20 protein-coding genes are annotated in these 25875 nt (G+C 57.5%); 4 read left to right on the top strand and 16 right to left on the bottom strand.

The window, feature by feature from the left end:
• Window positions 1-9: 9 nt before the first annotated feature.
• The 3 genes from hpnE to E8K88_RS05075 all read right to left on the bottom strand — a co-directional run bounded on the left by hpnE (window position 10) and on the right by E8K88_RS05075 (window position 3381).
• The gene (gene hpnE, locus E8K88_RS05085) at window positions 10-1482 is read right to left on the bottom strand and encodes a hydroxysqualene dehydroxylase HpnE (RefSeq protein WP_136405581.1); all 1473 of its coding nucleotides are present in this window, start codon (window positions 1480-1482) and stop codon (window positions 10-12) included.
• An 11-nt stretch (window positions 1483-1493) separates the two neighbouring features.
• A complete protein-coding gene (hpnD, locus tag E8K88_RS05080) occupies window positions 1494-2339 on the bottom strand; it encodes a presqualene diphosphate synthase HpnD (protein ID WP_136405698.1) in 846 nt (281 codons plus the stop codon).
• Window positions 2340-2691: 352 nt separating this feature from the next.
• Complete coding sequence (locus E8K88_RS05075) at window positions 2692-3381, bottom strand: DUF459 domain-containing protein (RefSeq protein WP_240754337.1); 690 nt, start codon at window positions 3379-3381, stop codon at window positions 2692-2694.
• A 375-nt stretch (window positions 3382-3756) separates the two neighbouring features.
• Here E8K88_RS05075 and proB point away from each other — a divergent pair, with 375 nt between their 5' ends.
• The gene (proB, locus tag E8K88_RS05070) at window positions 3757-4926 is read left to right on the top strand and encodes a glutamate 5-kinase (protein ID WP_136405580.1); all 1170 of its coding nucleotides are present in this window, start codon (window positions 3757-3759) and stop codon (window positions 4924-4926) included.
• Window positions 4927-4996: 70 nt separating this feature from the next.
• Here proB and E8K88_RS05065 read toward each other — a convergent pair whose 3' ends face one another.
• The 7 genes from E8K88_RS05065 to E8K88_RS05035 all read right to left on the bottom strand — a co-directional run bounded on the left by E8K88_RS05065 (window position 4997) and on the right by E8K88_RS05035 (window position 10161).
• A complete protein-coding gene (locus E8K88_RS05065; protein WP_136405579.1) occupies window positions 4997-5296 on the bottom strand; it encodes an STAS domain-containing protein in 300 nt (99 codons plus the stop codon).
• Window positions 5297-5409: 113 nt separating this feature from the next.
• Window positions 5410-6027 carry an MlaC/ttg2D family ABC transporter substrate-binding protein gene (locus tag E8K88_RS05060; protein ID WP_240754335.1) on the bottom strand — a complete coding sequence of 206 codons (618 nt, stop codon included), beginning with the start codon at window positions 6025-6027 and terminating at the stop codon, window positions 5410-5412.
• A 138-nt stretch (window positions 6028-6165) separates the two neighbouring features.
• Window positions 6166-7050: an MlaA family lipoprotein gene (locus E8K88_RS05055; protein WP_136405577.1), complete on the bottom strand. Its 885-nt coding sequence runs from the start codon at window positions 7048-7050 to the stop codon at window positions 6166-6168.
• Window positions 7051-7126: 76 nt separating this feature from the next.
• Entirely contained in the window at window positions 7127-7654 is a 528-nt protein-coding gene (gene mlaD, locus E8K88_RS05050) for an outer membrane lipid asymmetry maintenance protein MlaD (protein WP_136405576.1), read from the bottom strand.
• Between the two features lie 51 nt (window positions 7655-7705).
• Window positions 7706-8488 (bottom strand): lipid asymmetry maintenance ABC transporter permease subunit MlaE, encoded by a 783-nt coding sequence (gene mlaE, locus E8K88_RS05045; protein ID WP_136405575.1) that lies wholly within the window; start codon window positions 8486-8488, stop codon window positions 7706-7708.
• Window positions 8485-9336: an ABC transporter ATP-binding protein gene (locus E8K88_RS05040; RefSeq protein ID WP_136405574.1), complete on the bottom strand. Its 852-nt coding sequence runs from the start codon at window positions 9334-9336 to the stop codon at window positions 8485-8487. Before E8K88_RS05040 ends, mlaE begins: the two co-directional genes overlap by 4 nt.
• Before the next feature lie 225 nt (window positions 9337-9561).
• Window positions 9562-10161 carry a DUF924 family protein gene (locus E8K88_RS05035; RefSeq protein WP_240754334.1) on the bottom strand — a complete coding sequence of 200 codons (600 nt, stop codon included), beginning with the start codon at window positions 10159-10161 and terminating at the stop codon, window positions 9562-9564.
• A gap of 317 nt (window positions 10162-10478) precedes the next feature.
• On the opposite strand from E8K88_RS05035, the gene rplU reads away from it, so the two are divergent.
• The 3 genes from rplU to cgtA all read left to right on the top strand — a co-directional run bounded on the left by rplU (window position 10479) and on the right by cgtA (window position 12262).
• Window positions 10479-10790 carry a 50S ribosomal protein L21 gene (gene rplU / locus E8K88_RS05030; protein WP_136405573.1) on the top strand — a complete coding sequence of 104 codons (312 nt, stop codon included), beginning with the start codon at window positions 10479-10481 and terminating at the stop codon, window positions 10788-10790.
• Window positions 10791-10814: 24 nt separating this feature from the next.
• Window positions 10815-11072 carry a 50S ribosomal protein L27 gene (gene rpmA / locus E8K88_RS05025; RefSeq protein ID WP_136405572.1) on the top strand — a complete coding sequence of 86 codons (258 nt, stop codon included), beginning with the start codon at window positions 10815-10817 and terminating at the stop codon, window positions 11070-11072.
• 125 nt (window positions 11073-11197) lie between these two features.
• Complete coding sequence (cgtA, locus tag E8K88_RS05020; RefSeq protein WP_136405571.1) at window positions 11198-12262, top strand: Obg family GTPase CgtA; 1065 nt, start codon at window positions 11198-11200, stop codon at window positions 12260-12262.
• Between the two features lie 167 nt (window positions 12263-12429).
• On the opposite strand, the gene E8K88_RS05015 is transcribed toward cgtA, so the two are convergent.
• From E8K88_RS05015 to E8K88_RS18270, 6 genes are all read right to left on the bottom strand, one after another.
• Window positions 12430-15678: an ExeM/NucH family extracellular endonuclease gene (locus E8K88_RS05015; RefSeq protein ID WP_168797251.1), complete on the bottom strand. Its 3249-nt coding sequence runs from the start codon at window positions 15676-15678 to the stop codon at window positions 12430-12432.
• Between the two features lie 327 nt (window positions 15679-16005).
• Window positions 16006-19257: an ExeM/NucH family extracellular endonuclease gene (locus tag E8K88_RS05010; protein WP_136405569.1), complete on the bottom strand. Its 3252-nt coding sequence runs from the start codon at window positions 19255-19257 to the stop codon at window positions 16006-16008.
• 316 nt (window positions 19258-19573) lie between these two features.
• Complete coding sequence (locus tag E8K88_RS05005) at window positions 19574-20872, bottom strand: solute carrier family 23 protein (protein WP_136405568.1); 1299 nt, start codon at window positions 20870-20872, stop codon at window positions 19574-19576.
• 354 nt (window positions 20873-21226) lie between these two features.
• On the bottom strand, window positions 21227-22192 hold the full coding sequence (locus E8K88_RS05000) for a 2-hydroxyacid dehydrogenase (protein WP_168797250.1): 966 nt from the start codon (window positions 22190-22192) through the stop codon (window positions 21227-21229).
• 86 nt (window positions 22193-22278) lie between these two features.
• Entirely contained in the window at window positions 22279-24540 is a 2262-nt protein-coding gene (locus tag E8K88_RS18275) for an indolepyruvate ferredoxin oxidoreductase family protein (RefSeq protein WP_240754332.1), read from the bottom strand.
• Entirely contained in the window at window positions 24537-25820 is a 1284-nt protein-coding gene (locus E8K88_RS18270) for a hypothetical protein (protein ID WP_240754331.1), read from the bottom strand. The genes E8K88_RS18275 and E8K88_RS18270 overlap by 4 nt, the downstream gene beginning before the upstream one ends.
• Window positions 25821-25875: the final 55 nt, after the last annotated feature.

Below are 25875 nucleotides of genomic sequence, written 5' to 3'. Positions count from 1 at the left end.
CACCCAAGCTCAGCCCTGCTGAGCCGCTTTGGTAAACACCTGCTGCAACTGCAGCACTGCCTCTTGGCCACTGAGCACCGCAGCCTCCAGCGTGGCCGGGTATGGGCCGTCAATATAGTCACCACAGGCCAGTAAGGTAGGCCATGCCGCATCTATTGCCATGGCGGGACGCTGTACGCCGGCTATGCAGCGAAAGGTTGCGCGCTTTTCAACAATCGTGGCCACATGTTCAAAGCCAGCCGATGTGCTGCCGGCCCCCTGGGCTTGTAAGCGCGCTTGCAGGCGCTCGGCTTGCTGCAGGACAGCCTGGCTAAGCGCAGCCTTGTCACCGGCCATGGTACTGGCCACCCAGGCCGTGACCCCCGCATCGCCAGTCAAGCGCTGGCGGTCAAACACAAACTGCGCTGGCCCATCGCCAACGGCCAACATCGCCTTGGGCAGCGGTGGCTGATCGGCTGGCTGCAAAGACTGCAGAAACACTGTACCAATGGCCTCGTATTCAAGCTGCTGGGCGCGGCTCAACCAGGCCTCTATAGAGGCCGCTTGCGGCAAGTCCACTGAGACTGGCTGGCTGGCAGCAGCGCCAACCAATGCACCACCCTCTGCCTGCGCCAAGCGTGACAACAAGCGCACCGCCTCCCAAGCAGGACAGGCCAGCAGCACGGCATCAAAGCACTGGCCTTGGAGCTGCCAGGCCGCGGCCGATCCTCCGACCCGCTCGGGTGCCACCGGCTCCAAGCGGTCGATCCGCTGCCCCAATACCAATTGGGCGCCACGCTGCTGCAGCCACTGCCAGGCCGGCTGCGCCAGCACATCACCCAAAGGTTTGGCAGGCAGCAACATGTCGGCACTGCCCGGCGCACCAGCCAAGCTGTCTTGCAGCACGCGTAAAAATACCTGCGCGCTGGCTTGCTCAATCGGGGTATTCAAAGCAGCCACGCACAAGGGATCGACCCATTGCTGCACCAGCTCCTCTGGCAGTTGCTGGCACAGCTGTGTCACCGTCATGCTGCTGGGCGCCTGGAAGCCTTGGCGCTGCCACTGTCGCAGAGCGCGCAGCAACGCCCAGCGCGTCTGCCAGCGCCAGCCTCGGGCGCTCATAATGGCCCAGGCTCCCGCCAAGGGTTGCAGCGCAGCCGGCCAGTCAGGCAAAGCCAAACCATTGCCCGCTGCATCTCTCAAATCCAAAGGCACTCGCTGTAAACAGGCACTGGGATCTGCGCCCACGGTGCGCATCAGGTCCAATGAGGCGCGATAAGCCCCAATCAGAATGTGCTGGCCATTGTCCAGACTCAAACCCTGGGCCAATGCAGCGCCCGATCTGACCTTGACAGGCACGTTACGGGCCCGCCCGCCTGGCTCGCGGGCGGCCTCGTACAGGCTCACACGCATGCCGGCCTGCGTGGCCGCAACGGCTGCGGCCAGTCCAGCCCAGCCTGCACCAATGATGGCCACTTGAGGAGCAGCGCGCGTTGGACTCATGCCAGCCTGGGTCAGCGTGGGATGCGACCAAGCGCCTGCACTTGCCAAGCCAGCCAAAGTTTGCGCAGTGGCGTCAGCTGGATGCGTTGGTGCAACACCTGGAAGTTGCTGCGCTCGATCTCGCGCAGCAAGGTGCGGTAGATGCTGGCCATCATCAAACCGGGTTTTTGGCTGCGCAAATCCTGCTCGGGCAGCAATTGCAAAGCTTGGTCATACAAGCGGTGAGCGCGTTCGGCCTGGAATCGCATCAGCGCGACAAAGCGGTCTGAATACTCGCGTTTGGTGATTTCGTGGGCCTTGACGTTGAATTGCTGCAATTCGTTGACCGGCAGGTAGATCCGTCCGCGCAGCGCATCTTCGCCCACATCGCGAATGATGTTGGTGAGCTGAAACGCCAACCCCAGGGTCTGGGCGTACTGGCTGGTTTGCGGCTGGCTTTGGCCAAAGATCTGCGCCGAGACCTCCCCCACCACGCCCGCAACCAAATGGCAGTAACGCTGCAAGGCGACAAAATCCAGGTAACGGGTTTGCTGCAAGTCCATCTCGCAGCCTTCAATCACTGCCAGCAATTGCTTGGCTTCAATGCCAAAAGGTCCGGTAGCAGGCATCAAAGCCTGCATGACTGGGTGCGAGGCTTGGCCTGCGTAAGCTTTTGTGACCTCACTGCGCCACCAAGCCAGCTTGGTCGAGGCCACGCCCAGATCGCTGACCTCGTCAACCACATCATCGACTTCACGGCAAAAGACATAAAACGCCGTAATGGCATCACGGCGCTCTTGCGGCAAAAACCGAAAGGCATAATAAAAGCTGCTGCCAGATTCTGCGGCTTTTTGTTGGACATACTGCTGTGGGCTCATGGGCAGCGATTGTCCCATGAGCGGCTGCCTGCGCAGACAAAACTGCACAGGCAATGCGTCTTTACTTTGATCCTGCCCGCACAAACAGCCCGCCTGAGGCCACTGGTGCGCCTCACATCCACAGAAACGCCAATGCAGTCTGCGCAAAAAACAGATGCAGCCCATGCATCTGCATGCGCCAAACGGGCAACGCTGCAATGCGCTTTTTTGTGCCTTGCCCTTCGGGCTAGACCCCAAAGACACATTGCTTTGTTAAAAATCCTCGCCGGGCAGGTAGCCCAACTGCCGTTTTGCCCCGCAACGTCTCTTTTTGGGCTCCAACACGGTCTGCGTCGAAATTGTGAACAGCCTTTTAAGCCAGCAGGCCCACTTGTCGCAAGCGCGCCTGCAGCAGTTGCGCAAACTCGGCATAACCTTGGGCATTCGCATGGACTTGGTCTGAGCGCAGCCGCTCCTGCGCCAATACCTCAGACCAGGCGCCCGCGAGCAAAGGCACTCCCAACTGCTGAGCAAGCTCGGCATACATCGCGTGGTCTTTGAGCCAGCCGGTCGATGCCAGCAGGTTCACCTCCGGCACGCCGACCAACAGCACCTGGGCCTTGGCATCCAAGCAAGCGCGCACGATCGCCTCCACATTGGCCTTGGTCGCTTGTGTCGACTGCCTGCGCAAAAAATCATTGCCACCAATGCCCACAATGACCAATTCGGGCTGGTACTGCGCCAATAAGCTGGGCAAACGCGCCAAGGCCTGGGCCGAGGTATCGCCCGAAACGCCCGCATTGACCACATGCCAGCCCGTGCTGTCAGCCAGCAGGCTTGGAAAATCCTGCGCAGCTGCAGCCCCCACGCCTTGGGTCAGTGAATCGCCCAAAGCCAACACCGTCGCCCCGGCTGGCACAGGCTGGGCCACCAAGGCGCGCTCTGAACAAGCGCTCAAGGCCCATAATCCGCAGGCAGCCAATAGCCCTGCGCCCATGCGCTGCATGGTTTGGCGCCGCGTCCATGCACTCGTATGGCCTTGCCACTCTTGCTGTGTTGTCACCCGCCTCACCTTTCCATGTATTGAGATTGACGCCACCATCCTGCGCGCTTTAGAACGTGTTTACGATCTTTTTACAGACCGCGTTGGAGTCCAAAAGGATACGATGCGCGGCAAAAACCGCCATCGGGCTAGCTGCCCGANATCGGGCTAGCTGCCCGACGAGGATTTTTAACAAAGCAGCGTGCCTTTTGGGCTCCAACCCAGAGGGCAAGGCACAAAAAAACGCATTGCGGCGTTGCCCGTTTTGCTCATACAGACGTATGAGCTGCAGCAGGCGCCTTGCACTGCCTCTTTTTTGTGCCTTGCGCGACTGCAAAAAGATCGAAAACACGTTCTTATGCCACAATTTGTGGTTTCATCGATTTGTACGTGTATATGGTTAACGCCGACTCTACTGATATTTCTCCTTGGGACAGTGTGCGCCGCGCCAAGCGCATTGTCGTCAAAGTCGGCTCTAGCCTTGTCACCAACCAAGGCCAGGGGCTCGACGCCGAGGCCATTAGCGAATGGTCGCGCCAACTCAGCCAGATTGTGCATGGCGATGCACAGGGCCAAGGCAAGCGCGAGGTGATCATGGTCTCCTCCGGCGCGATTGCCGAAGGCATGAAGCGCATGGGCCTGAGCAAACGCCCCAAAGAGCTGCATGAGCTGCAAGCGGCAGCTGCCGTCGGCCAAATGGGCCTGGTGCAAATGTACGAATCCATGCTGCGCCACTACCAGTTGGGCAGCGCCCAAGTGCTGCTAACGCATGCCGACTTGGCCGATCGCGAGCGTTATTTGAATGCCCGCATCACCTTGCTCACTTTACTCAAGCGCGGCATTGTGCCGGTCATCAACGAAAACGACACCGTCGTCAACGACGAGATTCGCTTTGGTGACAACGACACGCTAGGCGCCTTGGTCGCCAATCTGGTCGTGGCCGATTTGCTGATCATTCTGACCGACCAGAATGGTTTCTACACCGCAGATCCGCGCAAAAATCCCGATGCCACGAAGGTCCACCTGGCCCAAGCCGGCGACGAGGCACTCGAAGCCATGGCCGGTGGCGCAGGCTCGAGCATTGGCACTGGAGGCATGCTGACCAAGATCATCGCCGCCAAGCGCGCTGCCCGCTCTGGCGCCTCAACCATCATTGCCTGGGGTCGGGAGCCCGATATCTTGCCGCGTCTGATGTCCGGTGAGCAAAACATTGGCTCCTTGCTGTATGCGCCAATGCACAAGCTGCAAGCGCGCAAGCAATGGATCGCCGACCACCTGCAATTGCATGGCTCTGTCGTGCTGGATGCTGGCGCGGCCAAAAAAATCAAATCCGAAGGAAAAAGCCTGCTGCCCGTTGGCATGACCGAGGTGAAAGGCAGCTTCACACGCGGCGAGGTGATAGCGATTGAGGACCCATCGGGCCACCAGATTGCACGCGGCCTAGCCAACTACAACGACCAGGAAGCGCGCAAGCTCTGCCGCCAATCCTCCGATGCCATTGAGTCGATTTTGGGCTATGTCGCAGAGCCCGAGATGGTTCACCGCGACAACTTGGTATTGATATGAAAAAACGCCTGCACAGAATTGGCTGTGCAGGCGTTTTGAAAGCGCTCTGAAGATCGGTGACAGCGAGTGCTTATTGCTCTGGCTCTGGCACTTGCGGCAGCAATTCATCAATGCCGTAGACCTGGGCCAGCGACTGCAATGTCACCGACATGCCTTGTACACCGGCAAAAGCGACCCCCAGGCTTTGCGTTTCACGATGCACGGCCAGCAATGCGGCCAGCGCAGAAGAGTCAAACTGCTTCAAGGCTGAGGCATCTACGGCGACTGTCTCGCCCGAGGCTTTGGCTTGTTTCAGTAAGGGCTCAATGTCTCGGACCCAGCCCACTACCTCATCACGCGTCAACCGAACTGGCAATTGCAAATTGAGCATATCGTTTTGAATGGAATCCAATGAACTGATATCGTAGCGGATAACGCTGCACAAAGGGCAAATACACGCACAGCCTGCCATGCCCTCTAGGCCACGCTCCTGCTGCGCCTGAATTACTTCACGTCACCCTTTTTCAAGGCGTCAATCAAACCTTCAATCCCTTTGGAGTTGACGATTGATTGGAATTGCGAGCGGTACGAATCCACAATCCAGGCACCCATCACATTGACGTTATAGACCTTCCAGCCATGGCCTTGGCCTGGCGTGCGCTGAAGACGGTAATCGAGCTTGATCGGCTGATCGCCACCACGCACTTCCGTGCGCACCAAGACGTCGTTTTCGTCAGTTTGTGCGCGCATCGGCAGCACCACCACTTTCAAATCACCAATCTGGTCCAATGAGCCGGCATAAGTGCGGATCAGCATGGCTTTGAACTCATTGATCACTTGCGTGCGTTGCTCCTGCGTGGCGTTGCGCCAAGCCGGACCCACAGCTGCTGCTGTCATGCGTGGAAAGTTGATGTGCGGCATGACCAGGCGGTCAACAGCCTCGCGTGCGGCATTCAGGTTGCCCGAGCGCACGCCGCTATTGTCATGGATTTCCTTGAGCACATCGCTGGTCACTTTCTCGACCAACTCGTTTGGCGCCATATCCTGGGCTTGCGCCAAGCCAGGCATGGCCATCACAAATGCACAGCCACTCAACGCAGCAGCAGCCAACCATCGGTTCATTTTTTGTATAAACATCGTGCAATTTCCCCAATTTCTAGCCGCCACGGTGTGGCGGCATGCAAGACTGTTGAACGTTATAGGAATCATTCATCAGCCAGTTAGTTCCCTCAACCAGCTCGGCAAAACGAGCTACCAACATCATTTGCCAATGGCAGGCTGGGGAGCCTCAGCGGCTGGTGCATCCTCCGGCTCATCCGGAATACGGCCAGCCTCAAGATCTTCCAGCGCTTCTTCTTCATCATAGTAATCGTCATCCAGCATGCCGCCATCGTCATCAGAGTCCAGGGCTTTGCGCTGGGCCAGGTAGAAATCGCGCATCATGATGTACGGATCGAGCGCAGCACTCTCAAGCAAGTCGGTCGTGCCTAGCAAATTGGCGCGCGAGTCAATCACGCGCAGCCCCGTCAAAGCATAACGATGGCTGTCAGGGTGCAGTTGCGCCAATGGGTTGCCGTAGTAATCGACCGGCCAAGCCACCGTATCACGCACAGTCGATGGGCCTAAGAACGGCAGCATCAAGTACGGGCCAGTCGCCACCCCCCAATGCCCCAAAGTCAGACCGAAGTCTGTCTTATAGCGCTCCAGGCGCATCTCGGTGGCTACATCGAGCAAGCCGCCCAAGCCAAAGGTCGAGTTCACTGCCACACGGAAAAAGCTGCTCATCGCAGCCTCACCCTTGAGCTGCAAGCTGTTGTTGACCAATGACCAGACATCACCGAGGTTACCAAAGAAGTTGCTCACCCCGGTTCTGGCAGGCGAAGGCACCACATCTTGGTAGCCACGGGCAATCGGCTGCATGATGTTGCGATCCAGCGCCATATTGAAGCTGTAGATGCTTCGGTTAAAGGACTCATATGGATCTTGTGGTGACTGGCCATAGCCCTGCTGCGAGCCAGTCGTGGAGCAAGCTGCCAGCAGTACAACAGCTGACACAGTAGCGGCGCCATGCTGTAGCAAGCGGCGCCCCAAAGCAGGGGCTGCTGGGCTAGTAGCGGTGTTCAAAGTGGGCGATTGGATAGTCATATGCATCATCTCAAGCATCTCTCAAGTTCTTAGTACCGCAACACACCAAGGAGCAACCATCTGCCCGGTACGCGTATTAATCGATACGGCCATCATTGCCTGCATTGTGGTCAGCTTCAGCACCGGCTTCCGAATTGGCCTTGGAGTCATTCGAGGCTTGGCTGAACATGAACGCCGAGATCAAGTTCTCCAACACAATTGCTGACTGGGTCGCAGAGATGGTATCGCCTTGAGCCAAGTTCTCATCTTCGTAGCCAGGCTCCAAACCCACATACTGATCTCCCAGCAAGCCACTGGTGAGGATTTTCAATGCACTGTCTTTGGAGAAAGCATATTGATCATCCAAATCCAACACCACTTTGGCGCGGTAGACATGGTCGTCGTAGGTGATGGACTGCACACGCCCGACCACCACACCGCTGCTGCGCACTGCGGCACGAGGCTTGAGTCCGCCAATATTATCGAAGTAGGCTGAGACCTGGTAGGTATTGGTGCGCCAGTTGGTTTGCAGCAAATTGGCCGCCTGCAGCGCCAAAAAAGTCAGCGCGGCAAACCCAATAATGACAAAAAAGCCGACCCAGATGTCTAGTTTTGATCGTTGCATTTTAATAATTCCCTACTTGTTCAAAAGCAAGCTGTATCACTGTCAGCCGCATCAAATGGTAAACATCACCGCGGTGAGCAAGAAGTCCAGCGCCAATACACTCAGCGAGGCAATCACCACAGTGCGGGTTGTGGCCTGCGACACCCCTTCCGGAGTGGGTTTGGCCACATAGCCTTGCAGCAGCGCGATGAAGGTCACGGCGACTCCAAACACGATACTTTTAATAAAGCCATTGCCAACATCGGCCACCAAGTCCACGCCCGATTGCATCTGACTCCAAAAGGCACCGGCATCTACGCCCAGCATCACCACCCCGACCAGCCAGCCGCCGATGATGCCCACTGCATTGAAAATCGCCGCCAAAATCGGCATCACAATCACGCCCGCCCAAAAACGCGGCGCCAAAATACGCTGCACGGGGTTGACCGCCATCATCTCCATCGCGCTGAGCTGCTCGCCTGCACGCATCAAACCAATCTCAGCGGTCAATGAAGTCCCTGCCCGCCCGGCAAACAACAGCGCAGCAACCACAGGCCCCAGCTCACGAATCAGGCTGAGGGTCACCATCAGCCCCAGCATTTCCGCTGAGCCAAAGCGCTGCAAGATATAAAACCCCTGCAAGCTCAGCACCAGGCCCACAAACAAGCCAGATACGGCAATCAAACTCAGCGAGCGATTGCCCAGGAAATAGATTTGATCCACCACCAGCGAGAAGCGCTTGAGCGACAACACACCCGGAAAGCACAGCAGCGCAAACAAACGCGTGCCCATGCCCCAGCTGGCCATCAACTGGCGCGTGCGAAAACCGACCTCTGAGGGATGCCACCACTTCATGCGGAATGCCTCCTGTTATGTGGCGCCTCTGACAAGAAATCTTGTGCCAAGGACTGACCGGGGTAATGGAATTTCACCGGGCCATCGAACGCACCTTGCACAAACTGCTGCACCAGTGGATCTTGGCTGTGGCGAATCTGCTCGGGCGTGCCCTGTTCGGCAATGGCGCCATTGGCCAAAATCACCACATGGTCGGCAATCGAGAACGTCTCATCCAGATCGTGCGAAACCAGCACACTGGTCGTGCCCAACGCATCGTTGAGGCGGCGAATCAGACGCGCGGTCGTGCCTAAGGCAATCGGATCCAGCCCGGCAAATGGCTCGTCATACATGATCAATTCAGGATCCAAAGCAATCGCCCGCGCCAGCGCGACGCGCCTGGCCATGCCGCCCGAGATCTCGCTGGGCAGCAAATCCCTGGCCCCGCGCAAGCCCACTGCATTGAGTTTCATCAAGACGATGGAGCGCAGCAAATCTTCCGGCAAACTGCTGTGTTCGCGTAGTGGGAAAGCAACGTTCTCAAACACCGTCATATCGGTAAACAAAGCACCGAACTGGAACAGCATGCCCATACGCCTGCGCAGCGCATACAGGCCTTTGGTGTTTTGCGCCCCAACATCGACGCCATCAAATAGCACCGTGCCTGGCGCCGGCCTATTTTGCCCACTGATCAAGCGCAGCAACGTGGTTTTACCACCACCCGATGCCCCCATGATCGCGGTCACTTTGCCAAGCGGAATTTGCAGCGACACGTCGCGCAATATAGGCCTGTCGCCGTAACCAAAATGAAGCCGGTTGATTTGCACCAAAGAGCGGGCACCATCCGGCTGGGATGAGTCAATAGTCATAGGTGAGGGATATCAACTTGCGCCCGCACTTGCGGCCGCACGCGCCTATTCAGGCATTTATTGGGAAGGCACGCAGACATGGCAGACAGCCACTGGCCAACACGACTGGCGGCCAGCATGCGCATCCCCTACAGCCAGGTGGGATCAACCAAGACAGCCCGCTCGAAGGCGCCATTCTACAGAAGCGGCTTGCGACACGCCCGACAAATACGAATTGACTGTTACTTAGCCAGCAAAGCCGCCAGCATCAAGATAAGCCTGCTCCTGCGCGGTAGTGGTGCGCAGCAACTGTGGATTGCGATGGGGAAAGCGGCCAAACTGCGCAATGATGTCGCGGTGCTCAATCGCAAAGGCGAGCGAATTGCTTTGCAGCTTTTCGCATAGCGCGACACAGTGCTCTTGGTCTGGCAGATTTTCTGCGTGCATCAAGGGCAAATAAAAGAACAGCCGCAATGGCGCTTGCACCTGCTGGTCTAAACCTGCCTCCAGGGCCAGGTGCGCGTAGTGCAGCGCCAAGGCATCGGTCGCGAACATATGGGCCGTGTCGCGAAAGCTGTTGCGTGGGTACTGGTCCAGCAACAAAATCAGCGCCAGCGCGGACAAGGGCTGCTGCAACCAGTCGTCATATTCGCGGCGAGCCGCAGCAAAATGCGCCTCCCAGAACGACTCACGCAGCAACGCATCGAATTGTTCGTCCTTGCTAAACCATTTCTCTGGCCCTGCAGCGAGCCAAAAATCCACCATGGCCTGTGCCTGTGCAGGCATTTGAGGCGGCCTCAGCGCAGCAGCGCTGGCGGCATTTGAAGTCGTAGTAGAAGAGATCATGGTTCTGATTGTGCTGCATCGCAAAAGACCAGACCCATGCACAGCCAATTTGCATTTTTCTGGTATTTGGCTATAATGCGCGGTTCGCTCTTTTCCAAAAGGCAATTTGGTGCAGCTTACTTGATGCGGGCTACAGAGGTGCAAACTTTTGGTGCGCTTTGAATCGGGGCGCTGCTATCAAATCTTAAGGGTAAGAAGGCTGGCTGATGGGCTGCAGCAATGCGACCATCAACTGGCTGCGAATCAGTATAGCTTTTGGCTGAAGGCGCCACTCATGGCGCCAATCTGCAAAAGCGTTTTCTCAAAAGGTAATTTCAATGTACGCAGTCGTAAAAACTGGTGGCAAACAATACCGTGTTGCTGCTGGCGAAAAAATTAAAGTAGAACAGATTGCTGCGGACGTAGGCCAGGAAATCGTGCTGGATCAAGTGCTTGCCATCGGCAGTGGCGCTGATCTGAAAATTGGCACGCCTTTGGTTTCCGGTGCCAGCGTCAAGGCAACTGTGGTCTCTCATGGCAAGCACGACAAAGTGCGCATCTTCAAGCTGCGTCGTCGTAAGCATTACGTGAAACACCAAGGCCATCGCCAGCGCTACACTGAGCTGCAAATCGGCGATATCGCTGCTTAATGCAGCAGCACGAAAGGTTTTAAAATGGCACAGAAAAAAGGCGGCGGCTCTACGCGCAACGGACGTGATTCCAAGCCAAAAATGCTGGGCGTGAAAGCCTACGGTGGCGAACTGGTAAGCGCAGGCTCCATCATCGTGCGCCAACGTGGCACACGTATGCACGCTGGCTCTAACGTCGGTATCGGTAAAGACCACACTCTCTACGCTTTGGTAGACGGTCACGTGGTGTTCCGCAACAAAGGCGCTTTGAACAAGCACACGGTTGAAGTGACTTCTGCCTAATTCAGGCAGAGCACATGGCAATCTGTGAATAAAAGCCCCGCTTGCGGGGCTTTTTGTTTGCGTCATGCCAAGCACTGCCTATTGCAGCGCTTGTGCAACACAGGTTTGATACAAGGACAGTCATTATGAAGTTTGTCGACGAAGCATATATTGATGTCGCAGCAGGCGACGGCGGCAACGGCTGCGCCTCGTTCAGACACGAGAAATACAAGGAATACGGCGGCCCCGATGGGGGCGATGGAGGCCGTGGCGGCCATATTTATGTAGTGGCTGACACCAACCTCAACACCTTGGTCGACTACCGCTATGCGCGGCGCCATGAAGCCAAGCGCGGCCAGCACGGCATGGGCTCAGACATGTTTGGCGCTGCTGGTGATGACTTGGTGCTGCGCATGCCTGTTGGCACCATCATCATCAATGCAGACACCGATGAGGTCATGATGGAGCTGCTCACACCGGGTGAGCAAGTGATTCTGGCCAAAGGCGGCGACGGCGGCTTTGGCAATATGCATTACAAAAGCTCGACCAACCGCGCGCCACGGCAGAAAACCATGGGCCGCGAAGGTGATCGTTTCAGCCTGAAGCTGGAATTGAAAGTCTTGGCCGATGTAGGGTTGCTAGGCATGCCCAATGCGGGTAAATCGACCTTTATCACGGCCGTCTCAAACGCGCGCCCCAAAGTGGCCGACTACCCGTTCACCACCTTGCACCCCAACCTGGGCGTGGTGCGCGTGGGTCCAGAGCAAAGTTTTGTAGTCGCCGATATTCCCGGCTTGATTGAAGGTGCCTCCGAAGGTGCTGGACTGGGCCACCAGTTCCTGCGCCACCTGCAGCGCACAGGTTTATTGCTGCATATTGTCGACGTCGCGCCATTTGATGACAGCATTGACCCTGTCGCACAAGCCAAAGCCATCATTGAAGAGCTGCGCAAATACGACGATGAATTGCATGGCAAACCACGCTGGCTGGTACTCAACAAAATTGACGTACTAGACGAAGAGCAGCGCAAGGACATTCGCAAACGCATGATCAAGGGCCTGAAATGGAAAGATCCGGTGTATGAGATTTCAGCGCTGGCGCGAGAAGGCTGCGAAACCTTGATTCGCGACATCTACCAATACTTGCATGCCCAGAAACCGCCAACTGAAGAAGAAGTGCTGGCGAGCTTTGATCCGCGCTTTGATCGCTAAAACGCCAAGAACCATTGCTAAATTCACATCAAAAAGCAGCAGCACCATCGGCTGCTGCTGCTTTTTTTTCACGATGCCACACCAGTACAACAGATACGACCAGGTTGTATAGCAACCGTATCAAAGGTGGTGTGAGCCGCTCTTAGAGCCTGTTGGATATGGGGCAATTACGCCCTTGCTTTGCGCCGCACGCCCAAAGCGCCCGCAATGGCCATCAATGCGGCCAATAAGCCAAGCATCCAAACACCGTCTACTGGCACTGGAGTCAGATTGCCTATCGGCGGTGTCAGCGCAGTCGGCACCCCCAAACCGCCTGGATCAACAATGCGGCCATTGGCCTCCAAATCGCTGTCGCCCAAGCCACCATCTTGAATCTGGAACTGGATCTGTTGTGCGCCGGTGCGTGTGAACGGAATGGTGTACCAATGCGCAGTCTGGTTGCCTGCGGTTGGGCCCCACTTCCAGTATTGGGCATTGGCAGGCACTGGCCCTGGCAAGTTCAAGGTCACTGTGACCGAGCTTCCCACAGCACATTCCTCCACCGCCCATTGCAGCAACTGGTAAGGAAACTGCACGTTGGCCGGTGACGTCACTGGCGCCACCATAGCTGGAGCACCACCGGTCGCTAGCGTACAGGTTCCACCACCTCCAGCCAAAGAGCCGCTGAGCACCTGGCGCGAGTCAGAGCCTGGCAGCTCGAACTCAAAATCTGCAATCGGCTCGGGTTCGGGCTCTATCGGCGATGTGTCGTCACTCCCCAAATTAAAGCCCACCAAGACCGGGTTGTGGTCACTGGCACGGTAAAAATCAGGCAAGTAATAGCCGCTCGCTTGTGCCAAGGTTTTGAAGTTGTAGTTGTAATCCAGCAATGTAGGCTCTTCAGCATTGACGGCCCACTCCAGCACCACGCCAATTTTGTCCTCCAAGCTTGCGCTGGTCAAAATATGGTCCAGTGAACCCCATAAACCGGCAAAGGAGTACGAATACGAGTCACCGCCTTGTTTTTGCAGCTGGTAGCCTGCAGTCTCCAAAATGCGAATCGGATCTTCTTGGCTATAGGAGTTAAAGTCCCCCGTCAGCACCGTATGCGCTTGCGCAAAGCCGGTGGGGTTTGACGCCAACCATGCACTGAGCTGCTGGGCTGCGAGCATCCGCGATGGATTATTAGCGCCTTGGCCATCCCCCTGATCTCGTTCACCATTGATGATCGAGCCTTTGGATTTAAAGTGGTTAACAGCCACAGTCACCAGGGCATCTGGATCGTCTTCCTCCAATGCCAAAATTCTGAAGGTTTGCGCCACCGGTACGCGGCTGCCATGCGCCGCAGTGAACGCATTATTCTCAGGCTTGCTCACATCAGGGGCAACGGCTTGCCCTTGGGGAGCCACGCGCTGCGTGTTGTAGATGAGGGCTACGGCAATGGCATCGGTGCCCAGGGCTTGCAAGGCACGCACACCATCGGTGACACCATTGGCTCCTACATAGGCATACACCCCAGTGCCTGCTTTTTCATTGAGCGCGGCCACCAGCGTAGCCAGCGAGCCATTGGCGTCAAAACCATCGTTCTGAATTTCATTGAGACCATAGACATCCGCGTCGATCGCCAACAACTGCGCCACCAATTTATCTAGCTGCCTCTGGTATTCATCGGTAAAGGTTTGTCCTTCGATGGTGACACTGGCATCAGCGCCACGCCCCTGATGCGAGATGTTGGTGCCGGGCACCGTGAACGTGGCATTGCTTCTCGTCACAAAAAAGTTCAACACGTTCACGCTAGCGACCGTGAGCGTGCTGCCTTGCATGGCTTGTTGCAAGGCAGCTGCCGTAGGCCGCTCGCTGCCAGTGAAGATGGGCGTTTGCGTGGGCTGAATGCGGTAGTCAATTTCATGCTCGGCTCGGTTGTCCTGAAACTGGTCTAGCAAACCGGTGATACACCTTGTCTGGTCGCCAGCGCGCAAGGAATTCGATGCGCTCAGCGGCTCTCCATTGCGGCCTAAGTGATAGGCTGGATTTTGTGCAGAAATGCCATCATCCAAAATAATGCGGTTGAGCTTGACTTGCTGCAAGTACGCCCGATTGAGCTCCACGCTAGGCGCGTTGTGCTCAGTGAATTGCGTCTGGCGCTGGTCAGCGCTGAGCACGATGTTGCCATAGCGGCCCAACGAGTAGGTATCGGTTACCACCAATGGCTGTTCATTGGCCGCGCATACCTCGACCACCATGCCTTCACGGCGTGCCCAGACATTTTCACTCGCCACCGGCAGCGTAATGGTTTCAGGTGTAGGCAAGGTTTCTGCTGCGCCAATCTCGACCTGCCGGATATTGCTCAACTGCGTTTGTCCTCTGAACTCTGTCACCGTGCCAATCAGCGTCACCCGCTTGCCAACCATTTGGGCATCCACGCCAGGCGGGAGTGCATTGCCGTAATAAATGAAAATACCTTCAGAGGTCTGGGCATTGGCATCGCGCTCTGCCTCCTGCAAGGCAAAGCCACTCATGCCAGGCAAGAAGGCCGTAGCAATCGCAGATACCTTGACGGTTTGGTTCAGCAAAGGACTGGTGGCAGCGCCGCCTTGAATCGCTGAAATGCGCGTGATGGTCTCTGGATCCAACGGTGGTGGGTTGCCTGTGCCGTCGTCCAGATCGGCACAATCGGGCGCATTGCTGACCACCAAAGCGGCAGGAGCGCGAGAGGGGCTTGTTGCGGCACGCCCAGTCCAGTTGCTCTGCGTGGCAATCGCCGCCATCAGCTGCTCGGCAGTGCCATTGGTCAAACCGGTGTAGTCTTGCGCCGCCTGTTGGTTGCGCAATGCCAGGGCGGTCTGGCCATTGACCAAACCTGCAGGCAGCGCCGATGTATTGCTATTGATTGCATTCGCATCCCAAGCGCCGGAGGGCACGTAGTTCAAGCCAAAAATCAGCTTTGGCTGTGTGTTGCTGCCTTGGTAGGCAATCACCGAGTCGCCTGCGGCCGCAATATTGAACTGCCCCGCCTGCGTTGCTGAACCGGCATCGGCTGGGACCACTATGGGACTATTGCCGTCGGCGTTGAAACTGATCACCTCGCCTGCAGCAACATCACGCGCCGCCAGCCACGTCACCACCCCTTCACCTGACCTAAAGCCGCCAGCGCTGAGCCAACCGTTGTCGGTGAACTGGATCTGCGTGCCGGCCTTGGCATGGCACAGCAGCACAAAAGAAAGCGGTTTGGTGCCTGCCGAGCTGATCGACACCAACCCTAGCTGAGCGGCTGCCACAGCCGAAGGAGCGGCTTGGCTCAGGCCTGCCAGAGACAGTGCTGCAACCAAGCCAAGCGCTCGGTACGTGTGCACGCCCACTGAGGCGCATAGCTTGAGCGGCCTGCGCCACGCAGACAGTGCCTGCTGCTGTGGCAAGGGGGAATATTCATAAGACATGGTGGCTATCCATCGCGTTGGTGAAAATGCGATTTGTAGTAGCCTTGTATTGACAGCACGTGCAAGTTGTATGACAGCCCTGTCATAAACCAGCGATCCAATAGCGCAATCGCCGTGGAACATACGACAGGCCTGGCATTGGCTTTGAAGCATCACAAAGAGAACAATTGTCTTTGGAGCCCTATCCGCGCACGACCTAAGCGCACGATCCAAGCGTATGTCCAGCCAAGCATGTACCACTCATGCCGCACCAAAGCGCCGCAAAAGCCAATCCCCCGCAAGCGCGATGGCTGGCGGGGGATTGGCGTACTCAGCCGAAGTCGGGGCTTAGTTGCGTGTGCGGCGGCGAGCTCTCGCTGCGCCAATACCTGCCAGCACAGCACCCAACGCACCGAGCATCCATGGGCTATCCACAGGCACAGGCGTCAGCGAGCCGGTTGGTGGCACCACAGCCGCAGGCACACCCAATCCACCTGGATCGACAATGCGGCCATTGGCTTCTAAATCGCTATCACCCAAACCACCGTCTTGGATCGTGAACTGGATTTGTTGCTCACCGGTTTGTGTGAAAGGAATCGTGTACCAATGCGCTGTCTCGTTGTCAGTCGTTGGGCCGTACTTCCAGTACTTGGCATTCGCAGGCACTGGCTCAGGCAGGTTGAGAGTCACCGTCACACTGCTGCCGGTGGCACAGCCCTCCAGCTCCCAGGCCAGCAACTGGTATGGGAACTGCACATTGGCTGGCCAAGTGCTTGGCATGGCTGCAGCAGGCGCACCACCTTCGGCGGGCACACAGCTGCCACCGCCGCCAGCCAGCGAGCCGCTGAGCACCGCACCATTGCTGGCACCTGGCACATCGAATTCGAAGTCTGCAATCGGCTCTGGCTCCACAGGCCCAACACCGCCACGGCCCAGCTTCAAGCCGACCAGGATTGGATTGTGGTCACTGGCACGGTAGTAGTCAGCGCTGTAGTAGCTGGTGGTTTGTTCAAGTGTCTTGTAGTTGTAGTTGTAGTCCAGCACAGTGGGCTCTTCCGCGTTCACGGACCACTCCACAACCCCACCAATCTTCTCTGCCAGGCTGGCACTGGTGAAAATATGATCCAACGAGCCCCACAAGCCATCAAAGGAGTAGGAGTACACATCGCCGTCTTGTTTTTGCAGTTGGTAACCTGCACTCTCCAAAATGCGAATTGGATCTTCTTTGCTATACGAGTTAAAGTCGCCGGTCAGCACTGTGTGCGCCTGCTCAAACCCGGTTGGGTTCGTGGCCAGCCATGCGCTGAGCTGCTGGGCAGCAACCATCCGCGATGGATTGTTGGCACCCTGACCATCACCTTGGTCAGTCTCACCATTGATCACCGAGCCTTTGGATTTAAAGTGGTTCACAGCCACGGTCACCAAGGCATCTGGGTCGTCCTGCTCCAGTGCCAACACCTGGAAGGTTTGCGCAACAGGCACGCGGTTGCCGTGGGCAGCCGTGAATGCACTGTATTGTGATTGCCTCACATCAGGCGCTACTGCCTGGCCTTGCGGTGCGACACGCTGGGTGTTGTAGATGATGGCCACCGTAATGGCATCTGTGCCCAAGGCTTGCAGCGCGCGCGCGCCATCGGTGATGCCATTGGCACCTGCATACGCATAGGTACCAGCACCTGCCTTGGCATTGAGCGCGGCCACCAAAGTCGCCAATGAGCCATTGGCAGCGAAGCCGTCGTTCTGGATTTCATTGAGGCCATAAATATCGGCATCCAAAGCCAGCAACTGCTCGACCAGTTTGTCCAGCTGACGCTGGTATTCGTCAGTGAATGCTTGCTCAGAAATGCTGATGCGGGCTTCTGCGCCACGGCCTTCATGCGAGGTGCTGGTGCCAGGCACCGTGAACGTCGCAGGATCTAGCGTGACAAAAAAGTTCAGCACATTCACGCTGGCCACTTTGAGGTTGCTACCCTGCACCGCTTGCTGCAATGCGGCTGCCGTTGGCCGCTGTGCACCGGTGAACATCGCCTTTTGCGTGGGCTGGATGCGGTAGTCAATTTCATGCACCGCCTTGTTCTTGTCGGTGAATTGGTCCAGCAAACCGGTAATACAAGAGGTCTGATCGCCACCGCGCAAGGTATTGGATGCACTCAAAAGCGCGCCATTGCGCCCCAGGTGCTCGGCTGGATTCTGAGCCGAAATGCCATCGTCCAAAATAATCCGGCTGAGCTTGACCTGCTGCAAATAGGCCTTGTTGTTCTCAAGGTTGGGCGCACTATGCTCGGTGAATTGGACCTGGCGCTGGCCTGCGCTCAAAACGATGTTGCCATAACGGCCAAGCTCATAACTGTCGGTCACCACCAATGGCTGGGCATCCGCCCCGCACACCTGCACCACCATGCCTTCACGTTGCTCCCAGACGTCTGAACTCGCCACTGGCAGCGTGATGGTTTCAGGCGTTGGCAGTGCTTCTGGCTCGCCAATCACCAACTGGGCAATGCCGCTGAGCTGGGTTTGGCCTCGGTACTCCGAAACCTTCGCATTGAACGTGACACGTTTGCCAACCAAGTCTGCACTCACCCCCTGTGGAGGCGTATTGCCGTAATAAACAAAAATACCTTCTGAAGTGGCGGGATTGCCATCGCGGTCTGCATCGGCCTCTTGCAAGGCAAAACCACCGATGCCGGGCACAAACGCCGTCACCACCGCTGAGACCTTGACGGTACTGCCATCCATGGGGCTAGCCGCACCCGTGCCTTGGATGGCGGAGATGCGCGTGATCGTGTCTGGATCATTGGGCTGCGTCGTTTGCTCTTCCTCGGCGCAATCGGCGGCATTGGTGACTGTCAAAGCAGTTGCTGCAAGAGATGGGTCACCGCCTGGACGCGACGCCCAGTTGTTCTTGTCGGCAATAGCCGCCACCAACTCAGCGGCTGTGCCAGTACGCAAGGCACCAGTGTAGTCTTGCGCATGCTGTCCACTGCGCTGTTGCAGTGCAACAGCTGATTGGCCATTGGTCAGCGCTGCAGGCAATGAAGAGGTATTGGAGCTGCTGGCATCGGCATCCCATGCACCTGATGGCACATGGTTAAGACCAAAGATGAAAGCGGGCTGCTCAAGCGTGCCTTGGTAGACCAGCACCGAATCGCTCCCAGCCACATTGAATGTCTTCGGCGCGGTCACTGTGCCTGCATCGGCAGGCTCGACGGCTGGCGAGCCGGTGTTGCCAGCGCGCAGCGTAATCACTTCACCTGCGGCAACATCTCTGGCCGCCGTCCAAGTGGCCACGCCTTCACCAGATCGGAATACGCCTGTGCTGGTCCAACCATTGTCGGTGAAGTGGATGGTCGTGCCGGCTTTGGCATTGCACATCAGCACAAAAGAGATTGGATCAGGATCAGTAGAGTTCACCGAAACCAAACCCAACTGCCCAGGCGCAATCGCCGAAGGCGCAGCATGGCTGACACCCGCCATGCACAGCGCAGCAGCCAAAGCAACGGCCCGGTAGCTAGGCGCACTGATGGCGCCGCGAGACTTCAATGCGCTGCGCTGCGCAAACGAAGCGCGCGTCGTTTGCAACGAGGAGAATTCAAATGACATGGTGGCTATCCATCGCGTGAGTGAAAACGCGATTTATAGCGATGCAATCTGACAGCAATTCAACAATTAAATGACAATTTGACAACAATCCCAAGGCATTCCTCTCCGCCTCGATGCCACGCTATTGCGATTCAAGCGCGCAGTCGCTCCTGTATGCACAGCTGCGACATTGCATTTGCTTACACAATTGGTGTCAGTAGATCGTCAACAGGCTCTTAGGAGATTCACCAAAGCAAGGTAGAGCTGCTCACCGGCGCTCCTCAAGCCATTGCCACATCGCAAAGAAAAAGGCGGGTCATTGAGCCGCCTTGACACATTACTTCGGTGTACCGTCTGAGGCTTTGCGATTGAGCAATGCATACAACAGGATCGCACCAAAAGTGGCAGTACCAATGCCTGCCATCGCAAAGCCACCGAAATGCAGTGTGAAGTCACCAGTGCCCAGGATCAAGGTGATCGCGGCCACAATCAGATTCTTGTTTTGCGAAAAATCGACCTTGTTATCGACCCAAATTTTTGCACCAGCAATCGCGATCAAGCCAAATACCACAATCGAGACGCCGCCCATGACCGGCACAGGAATGGCGCGGATGACCTCACCAAACTTGGGCGAAAAGCCCAGCAATACCGCCACCACGGCAGCCACCAAGAAAATGGCGGTGGAGTAAATGCGGGTGGCCGCCATCACGCCAATGTTCTCTGCATAGGTGGTCACGCCAGTACCACCGGCACTGCCGCTGACCATGGTGGCCACACCGTCACCAATGAACGCACGGCCCATGTACTGGTCAATATTGCGCCCAGTCATTGCAGTCACCGCTTTGATATGGCCCAGGTTCTCTGCCACCAAAATAATCGCCACCGGCGCAATCAGCAGCATGGCACGGCTGTCAAACACAGGTGCCGTGAAGCTTGGCAAGCCAAACCAAGCGGCGTTGGCAATGCCTGAGAAATCCACGGGTTTGCCCAAACCCAGACCATTGGTCAACGCGATATAGCATATCGAGGCCACAATCAGGCCAATCAGAATCAGCAAACGCTGCACCATGCCCCGCGTGAACACCGCTACCAAGGCCACGCACACAAAAGTCAGCGCCTGCATCCAGGCTTCAAAGTTGTTGCTGGCCATGTTCTTGACCGGAATGGCCGCCAAATTCAAACCGATCACCGCCACAATAGCGCCCGTCACCACCGGTGGCATCAGCCGCTCAATCCAATCCGTGCCAATGGCGCTGACAATAAAACCAATCAAGGTGTAGATCAACCCGCACGCAATAATGCCGCCCAAGGCAGGGCCAATATTGGCATTGAGCCCCGGCCCTGCATAACCGGTGGCAGCCACCACGACGGCAATAAAGGCAAAGCTCGAGCCCAGATAACTGGGCACTTTGCCGCCGGTAATCAGGAAAAAGATCAAGGTGCCAATGCCGCTCATCAACACGGCGATATTGGGGTCAAAACCCATCAAGATCGGCGCCAGAATGGTCGAGCCAAACATGGCCACCACATGCTGCACGCCCATGATGCCAGTTTGCGGCCAAGGCAGCCGCTCGTCAGGAGCGATCACACCTCCATTGTCCAGTGCTTGTGATGATTTTTTTGTCCATTGAAACATGCGGGCCTCTTACCAAAACGGGTCGATTGCAGGGGTAATTTTTTGCACCGCGAGAATACACGCATCTGCTGCGAATGTGCACCATTTTGCGAACCAAATGGACAAAATATACGCAATAGATTGACGTTTAACACCCCCAACATCCAGCTCGTTCGGGGCTGGCAAAGATCGATAAGCTCAAAGCAGGTGCCCAGTCTTCAAAAAAACTGGCGCAAGCCCCACCTGCTTTTCAAGGCGCCGCCAAAGGCACTCATAGAAACAACGAGAAAAGCACGAGTTCCATGGGCGGCACAAGACAGACTCACCGCAAGTCAGTACAGCGGCTTCCCAGCGGCTTCCTATTGCTGGGCGCGCTCAGAGCCTGTTCACCACTGGATTCAGTGACCGACCTTGCTTGAAATAGGCCTGCAGATTCTCGATTGCCAGCTCCAGCATTGCTCGGCGTGTGGCTGCTGTGGCGCTGCCCAGATGGGGGCTCAGCAGCAGATTGGGCGCTTGCAGCAATTGGGGGGGTATTTGCGGCTCGCCCTCAAACACATCCAAGCCCGCACCCGCAATGCGCCCTTGTTGCAAGGCCTCTGCCAGAGCCAAGTCATCGACAACACCGCCGCGCGCGGTATTGATCACAATGGCGCTGGGCTTCATCAACGCCAGCTCGCGCCGCCCAATCAGGTGGTGGGTATCGGCGTTATAAGGCAGCTGCAACACCACAAAGTCAGCACGGGCCAGCAGCTCATCCAAAGGCAGGTATTGCGCGCCGTATTCGGCTTGCTGCGCTGCGCTCAAAGGGGTGCGCTGGGTATAGAGCACCTCCATATCAAAACCGGCAGCACGGCGCGCAATTTGCCGGCCAATACCGCCCAACCCCACAATCCCCAGTGTGCGGTGGTGCACATCCAGCCCCAATAGCGGGGCGATGGGTTGGCGCCATAAGCCTTGCCGAATAAAGGCATCGGCAGCAGCCAATTGCCGTGCTGCGCCCAACAGCAATGCAAATGCATGGTCAGCGGTCGGATGCTCGACCACGCCCGGAGTATTGCTCAACTGCACACCAGCGCGCTGGCATGCAGCCACGTCCATGTGGTTGGTGCCCACGCCCACGCTGGCAATCATGCGCAAGTGGGGTGCAGCGCTCAAATCGGCGGCCTGCACGCTGGTGAAAACACTGATCAGTGCAGCATCGGCTTGCGCCAAGCAGGCCTGCCATTCGGCCGCCTGCCAGGCCCTGTCAGATGGCGCAAGCATAGGCTGCGCCCAGCTTTGCAGGTCTGACAGCAGGTCTTGGGGCAAGGGCAGCGCAATGGCTATTTTGGGTTTCATCACAATCCTTACAAAGGCAATTCTGGCGCTCCAGCAAGCCAAAGGTTTGCGCTTGCGACCAGGCTCAAGGGTGGTGTTGGCAGCGCTTAGGCGCGTTTTTGTGCCTGCGGTGTGGGGCTGCTTGTCGGCTCCTGAGCCACAGACCACAGCAGCCATTTCTGGCGCCGCGCTTCATCGGCTTGTTCGGCTTGGCGCTCTTTGACATGGCCGTAACCACGAACCGATTCTGGCAAGGTCGCAATTTGCACAGCCAGATCGAGATTGCCAGCGTGCAGCTCGGCCAGAATGCGCTCTATGTCTTGCTCGTATTGCTGCAACAAGCGCTGCTCCAGTGCCCGCTCGGCACTCCAGCGAAACGGATCGAGCCAAGTGCCACGCAGACCGCGCAATTTGGCCAAGGTTTTAAAGACCTGCATCATCCAGGCCCCGACAGCGCTTTTTTGCACGGCGCCGGTGGTTGTATTACGCCGCGCAAACGGCCCCGATCCAAGGTAAAACTGCAGGCGAAAGCCGCTTTCAAACTGCTCCTCCAAGGCGCGCTGAAAATCGGGGTGGGCATACAAACGTGCCACCTCCCACTCGTCCTTCACCGCCAGTACGCGGTGGTAGTTATGTGCAACAGCGGCAGTCAAACGGCCTTGGTCCGAGACGGCCTGCTCAGCCAGGCGCACACGCTCCAACAAGGCCAGATAACGCGTTTGCAAAGCGGGCTTGCCATACTCTTGCAAATGCTGTTGGCGATGGGCCATGATTTCTTGGGCGCTTTTGTTCTTGCGCGGCACGAACTGCAACACTTTGGCTGGGCTGCGCGCCTTCGCCAATCGCTCGACCTGCGGCAAATCCACGGCGGCGCGGCGCCCCCACAGAAACGCTTCTTTGTTCATCGCAATCGCCACTCCATTGAGCTCAATCGCCCGCTCAATGGCGGCATAGCTCAAAGGGATTTGACCTAGCTGCCAGGCAGCGCCCAGCATGAACATATTGGCGGCGATCGGATCGCCCATCAATTCCTGCGCCAGGCGCTGGCCCTCTAAGAGCAGCAAACGCTCGCCCACACGTGCCCGCAGCTCATCCATCAATTGCGCAGTATTGACGCTCCAGTCAGGGTTGCGCGCAAAGGCTGCTGTCGGAATCAAATCGCTGCACACCACGGCTGCGCCATGCGCAGGCTCAATGGCCGCGAGCGAATCGTCAGAGCATGCGACCAGTAAATCACAGCCAATCAAGGACTGGGCTTCGCCTGCGGCAATGCGCGTGGCATGCAACATCTGTGGCTGAGGCGCCCAGCGCACATGCGAATGCACTGCCCCATACTTTTGCGCCAGGCCGGTAACATCCAGGTTGGAGCTGAAAAACCCATCCAGATGGGCGGCCATCGCCAGCGTCTGGCCAATCGTCACCACACCCGTGCCGCCAATGCCAGCAATCAATACGCTATGGGTTTGGGTCAGCACAGGCCACTGGGGCTCGGGCACGTCCCCCTGCCAGGCCAGCGTCGTGCCAGTTGCCGCGCGCTCTGGTGACTGGCCGCTGGCACGCTTTTTCAGGACTGCCCCTTCAACGCTGACAAAGCTGGGGCAAAAACCTTCGGTGCAAGTGAAGTCCTTATTGCAACTGCTTTGGTTGATGCGGCGCTTGCGGCCCAGCTCGGTCTCCAGCGGCTCAATCGACATGCAATTGGACACCTTGCCACAATCGCCACAGCCTTCACACACCGCTGGATTGATAAAGCTACGCCGATTCGGATCAGCCCATTTGCCGCGCTTGCGCAGGCGCCTGCGCTCAGTCGCACAGGGCTGGTCATACAGAATCACCGACACGTTCGGGTACTGGCGAAACTCCAGCTGCACGGCCTCCAGCTCGCTGCGGTCATACACCTGCACACCTGCCGGCAAGGCCATGCCCTGGTACTTCTCGACCTCGTCGGTGACCACGGCCATTTTCTTCACCCCTTCGGCTGCCAAACCGGCCAGGATTTGCAGCGGCGACAGGCCCGTCTCCACCGACTGCCCGCCCGTCATAGAGACAAAACCGTTGTAGAGAATCTTGTAGGTCATCGGCACGCCAGCCGCAATCGCCTGGCGCACGGCCAAGAAGCCCGAATGCGAGAACGTGCCATCGCCCAAGTTGGCAAACACATGGGGCTCACTGGTAAACGGCTGCTGACCCAGCCACATCACGCCTTCGGCCCCCATGTGCGAGACTGTGGTGGTGGTCAGCGGATCGGCCAGCATGGCCATGGTATGGCAGCCAATTCCGGCCAGCGCCCGGCTGCCTGCGGGCACGCGGGTCGAGCGGTTGTGTGGACAGCCAGAGCAAAAACTTGGGGCGCGTTGGGGTTTATTCATGACTGGCTCTCCAATGGGGTGGTGGCAGCAAATGCAGCGGCTGGCAGGTGGGCTTGCAAAGCACGGCGCAGCACCTGGGCAACCAAGGGCGGCGAAACCTCGCCATAATCGGGAAAGGCCATCGCGCTGCGCAGCGGATCAAACACGCTGCCATCAAAGTACTTGCCCACCAACTGCGGTGCCTGCGCCTGGCCGTACAAAATAGTGCGCAATTGGTCTTCGAGAATGGGGCGTTTTTCCTCGACCACCACAACCGTATCCAAGCCTGCGGCGAACTCGCGCACGATCTGCGGATCCAGCGGCCAAATCATGCCCACCTTGAGCAAGCGTATGCCCCAGTCCTGCAGATGCTGCTCACTCCAGCCCATTTGAGCCAGCGCTTGCAGCAGGTCTTGCCAGGCTTTGCCAGCGGCCACAATGCCCACCTTGGCTGCCGCCGGGTGCACGGTAATGCGATTGAGGCCATTGCATTGCGCATAAGCAAGTGCCGCATGAATTTTGTGCACATACAAACGCTGCTCTTGCGGCAGCGCCATATCCACCGCGCGAATGTGTACGCCATGCCCTTGTGCGTCCGCAGGCATGGCTGGCTGGGCTGGGGTGTGAATCTGCGGCGCATCGACGCTCACGCACACCGAGCCACCGCCTTCGACCACGTCAGTGACCACCTTCAAAGCCACCCAGCAGCCGCTGTAGCGGCTCATGGCGATGCCATGCAAACCATAGTCCAGCAGCTCCTGGGTGTTGGACGGATACAAGATGGGAATGCCCACGGCCATGAAGATCGGATCGGAGAAGTTCGCCACCGTCGAGCTTTTGGCGCCATGGTCATCACCCGCCAGGCAAATCACCCCACCGCGCGGCGCAGTGCCCGCCAAATTGGCGTGGCGCAGGGCATCGCCTGAACGGTCGACCCCAGGTCCTTTGCCATACCAAATACCGAATACACCATCGACTTGTGCCCCAGCGAAGTTGCCCACTTGCTGGCTGCCCCAAATCGCAGTCGCTGCCAAGTCCTCGTTCAGGCCGGCGCGAAACACCACATTGGCTTTTTTCAGCTGCGCCTCAGCCGCCCACAACTCCATGTCGTAGCGCCCCATTGGCGAGCCTCGGTAGCCCGAAATATAGCCTGCGGTATTCCAGCCCATCGCCGCATCCCGCGCGCGCTGCTGCAGCGGCAGCCGCACCAGCGCTTGCATGCCCGTCAAATACACCCAGTCGTTTTGCACCTCGTATTTATCATCCAGCGTCGTGGCACGACGCGCCAGCGTGTCGGTCATTGTCATCTCCTTGGGGCGCACAGTTTTGCGTTGTTATCAGGGCATTTTGGAGGCC

Origin of the sequence: Lampropedia aestuarii (assembly GCF_004803635.1) — a bacterium.
Lineage (GTDB): Bacteria > Pseudomonadota > Gammaproteobacteria > Burkholderiales > Burkholderiaceae_C > Lampropedia > Lampropedia aestuarii.
Note: the sequence above shows the minus strand (reverse complement) of the source record. Positions and strands in the feature narration are given on the sequence as shown.

Excerpts from the sequence above, each read along its gene's own strand:
- hpnE (WP_136405581.1), bottom strand. The coding sequence starts at position 1,482 with ATGAGTCCAACGCGCGCTGCTCCTCAAGTGGCCATCATTGGTGCAGGC.
- hpnD (WP_136405698.1), bottom strand. The coding sequence starts at position 2,339 with ATGAGCCCACAGCAGTATGTCCAACAAAAAGCCGCAGAATCTGGCAGC.
- proB (WP_136405580.1), top strand. The coding sequence starts at position 3,757 with ATGGTTAACGCCGACTCTACTGATATTTCTCCTTGGGACAGTGTGCGC.
- E8K88_RS05065 (WP_136405579.1), bottom strand. The coding sequence starts at position 5,296 with ATGCTCAATTTGCAATTGCCAGTTCGGTTGACGCGTGATGAGGTAGTG.
- E8K88_RS05060 (WP_240754335.1), bottom strand. The coding sequence starts at position 6,027 with ATGAACCGATGGTTGGCTGCTGCTGCGTTGAGTGGCTGTGCATTTGTG.
- E8K88_RS05055 (WP_136405577.1), bottom strand. The coding sequence starts at position 7,050 with ATGACTATCCAATCGCCCACTTTGAACACCGCTACTAGCCCAGCAGCC.
- mlaD (WP_136405576.1), bottom strand. The coding sequence starts at position 7,654 with ATGCAACGATCAAAACTAGACATCTGGGTCGGCTTTTTTGTCATTATT.
- mlaE (WP_136405575.1), bottom strand. The coding sequence starts at position 8,488 with ATGAAGTGGTGGCATCCCTCAGAGGTCGGTTTTCGCACGCGCCAGTTG.
- E8K88_RS05040 (WP_136405574.1), bottom strand. The coding sequence starts at position 9,336 with ATGACTATTGACTCATCCCAGCCGGATGGTGCCCGCTCTTTGGTGCAA.
- E8K88_RS05035 (WP_240754334.1), bottom strand. The coding sequence starts at position 10,161 with ATGATCTCTTCTACTACGACTTCAAATGCCGCCAGCGCTGCTGCGCTG.
- rplU (WP_136405573.1), top strand. The coding sequence starts at position 10,479 with ATGTACGCAGTCGTAAAAACTGGTGGCAAACAATACCGTGTTGCTGCT.
- rpmA (WP_136405572.1), top strand. The coding sequence starts at position 10,815 with ATGGCACAGAAAAAAGGCGGCGGCTCTACGCGCAACGGACGTGATTCC.
- cgtA (WP_136405571.1), top strand. The coding sequence starts at position 11,198 with ATGAAGTTTGTCGACGAAGCATATATTGATGTCGCAGCAGGCGACGGC.
- E8K88_RS05015 (WP_168797251.1), bottom strand. The coding sequence starts at position 15,678 with ATGTCTTATGAATATTCCCCCTTGCCACAGCAGCAGGCACTGTCTGCG.
- E8K88_RS05010 (WP_136405569.1), bottom strand. The coding sequence starts at position 19,257 with ATGTCATTTGAATTCTCCTCGTTGCAAACGACGCGCGCTTCGTTTGCG.
- E8K88_RS05005 (WP_136405568.1), bottom strand. The coding sequence starts at position 20,872 with ATGTTTCAATGGACAAAAAAATCATCACAAGCACTGGACAATGGAGGT.
- E8K88_RS05000 (WP_168797250.1), bottom strand. The coding sequence starts at position 22,192 with ATGAAACCCAAAATAGCCATTGCGCTGCCCTTGCCCCAAGACCTGCTG.
- E8K88_RS18275 (WP_240754332.1), bottom strand. The coding sequence starts at position 24,540 with ATGAATAAACCCCAACGCGCCCCAAGTTTTTGCTCTGGCTGTCCACAC.
- E8K88_RS18270 (WP_240754331.1), bottom strand. The coding sequence starts at position 25,820 with ATGACCGACACGCTGGCGCGTCGTGCCACGACGCTGGATGATAAATAC.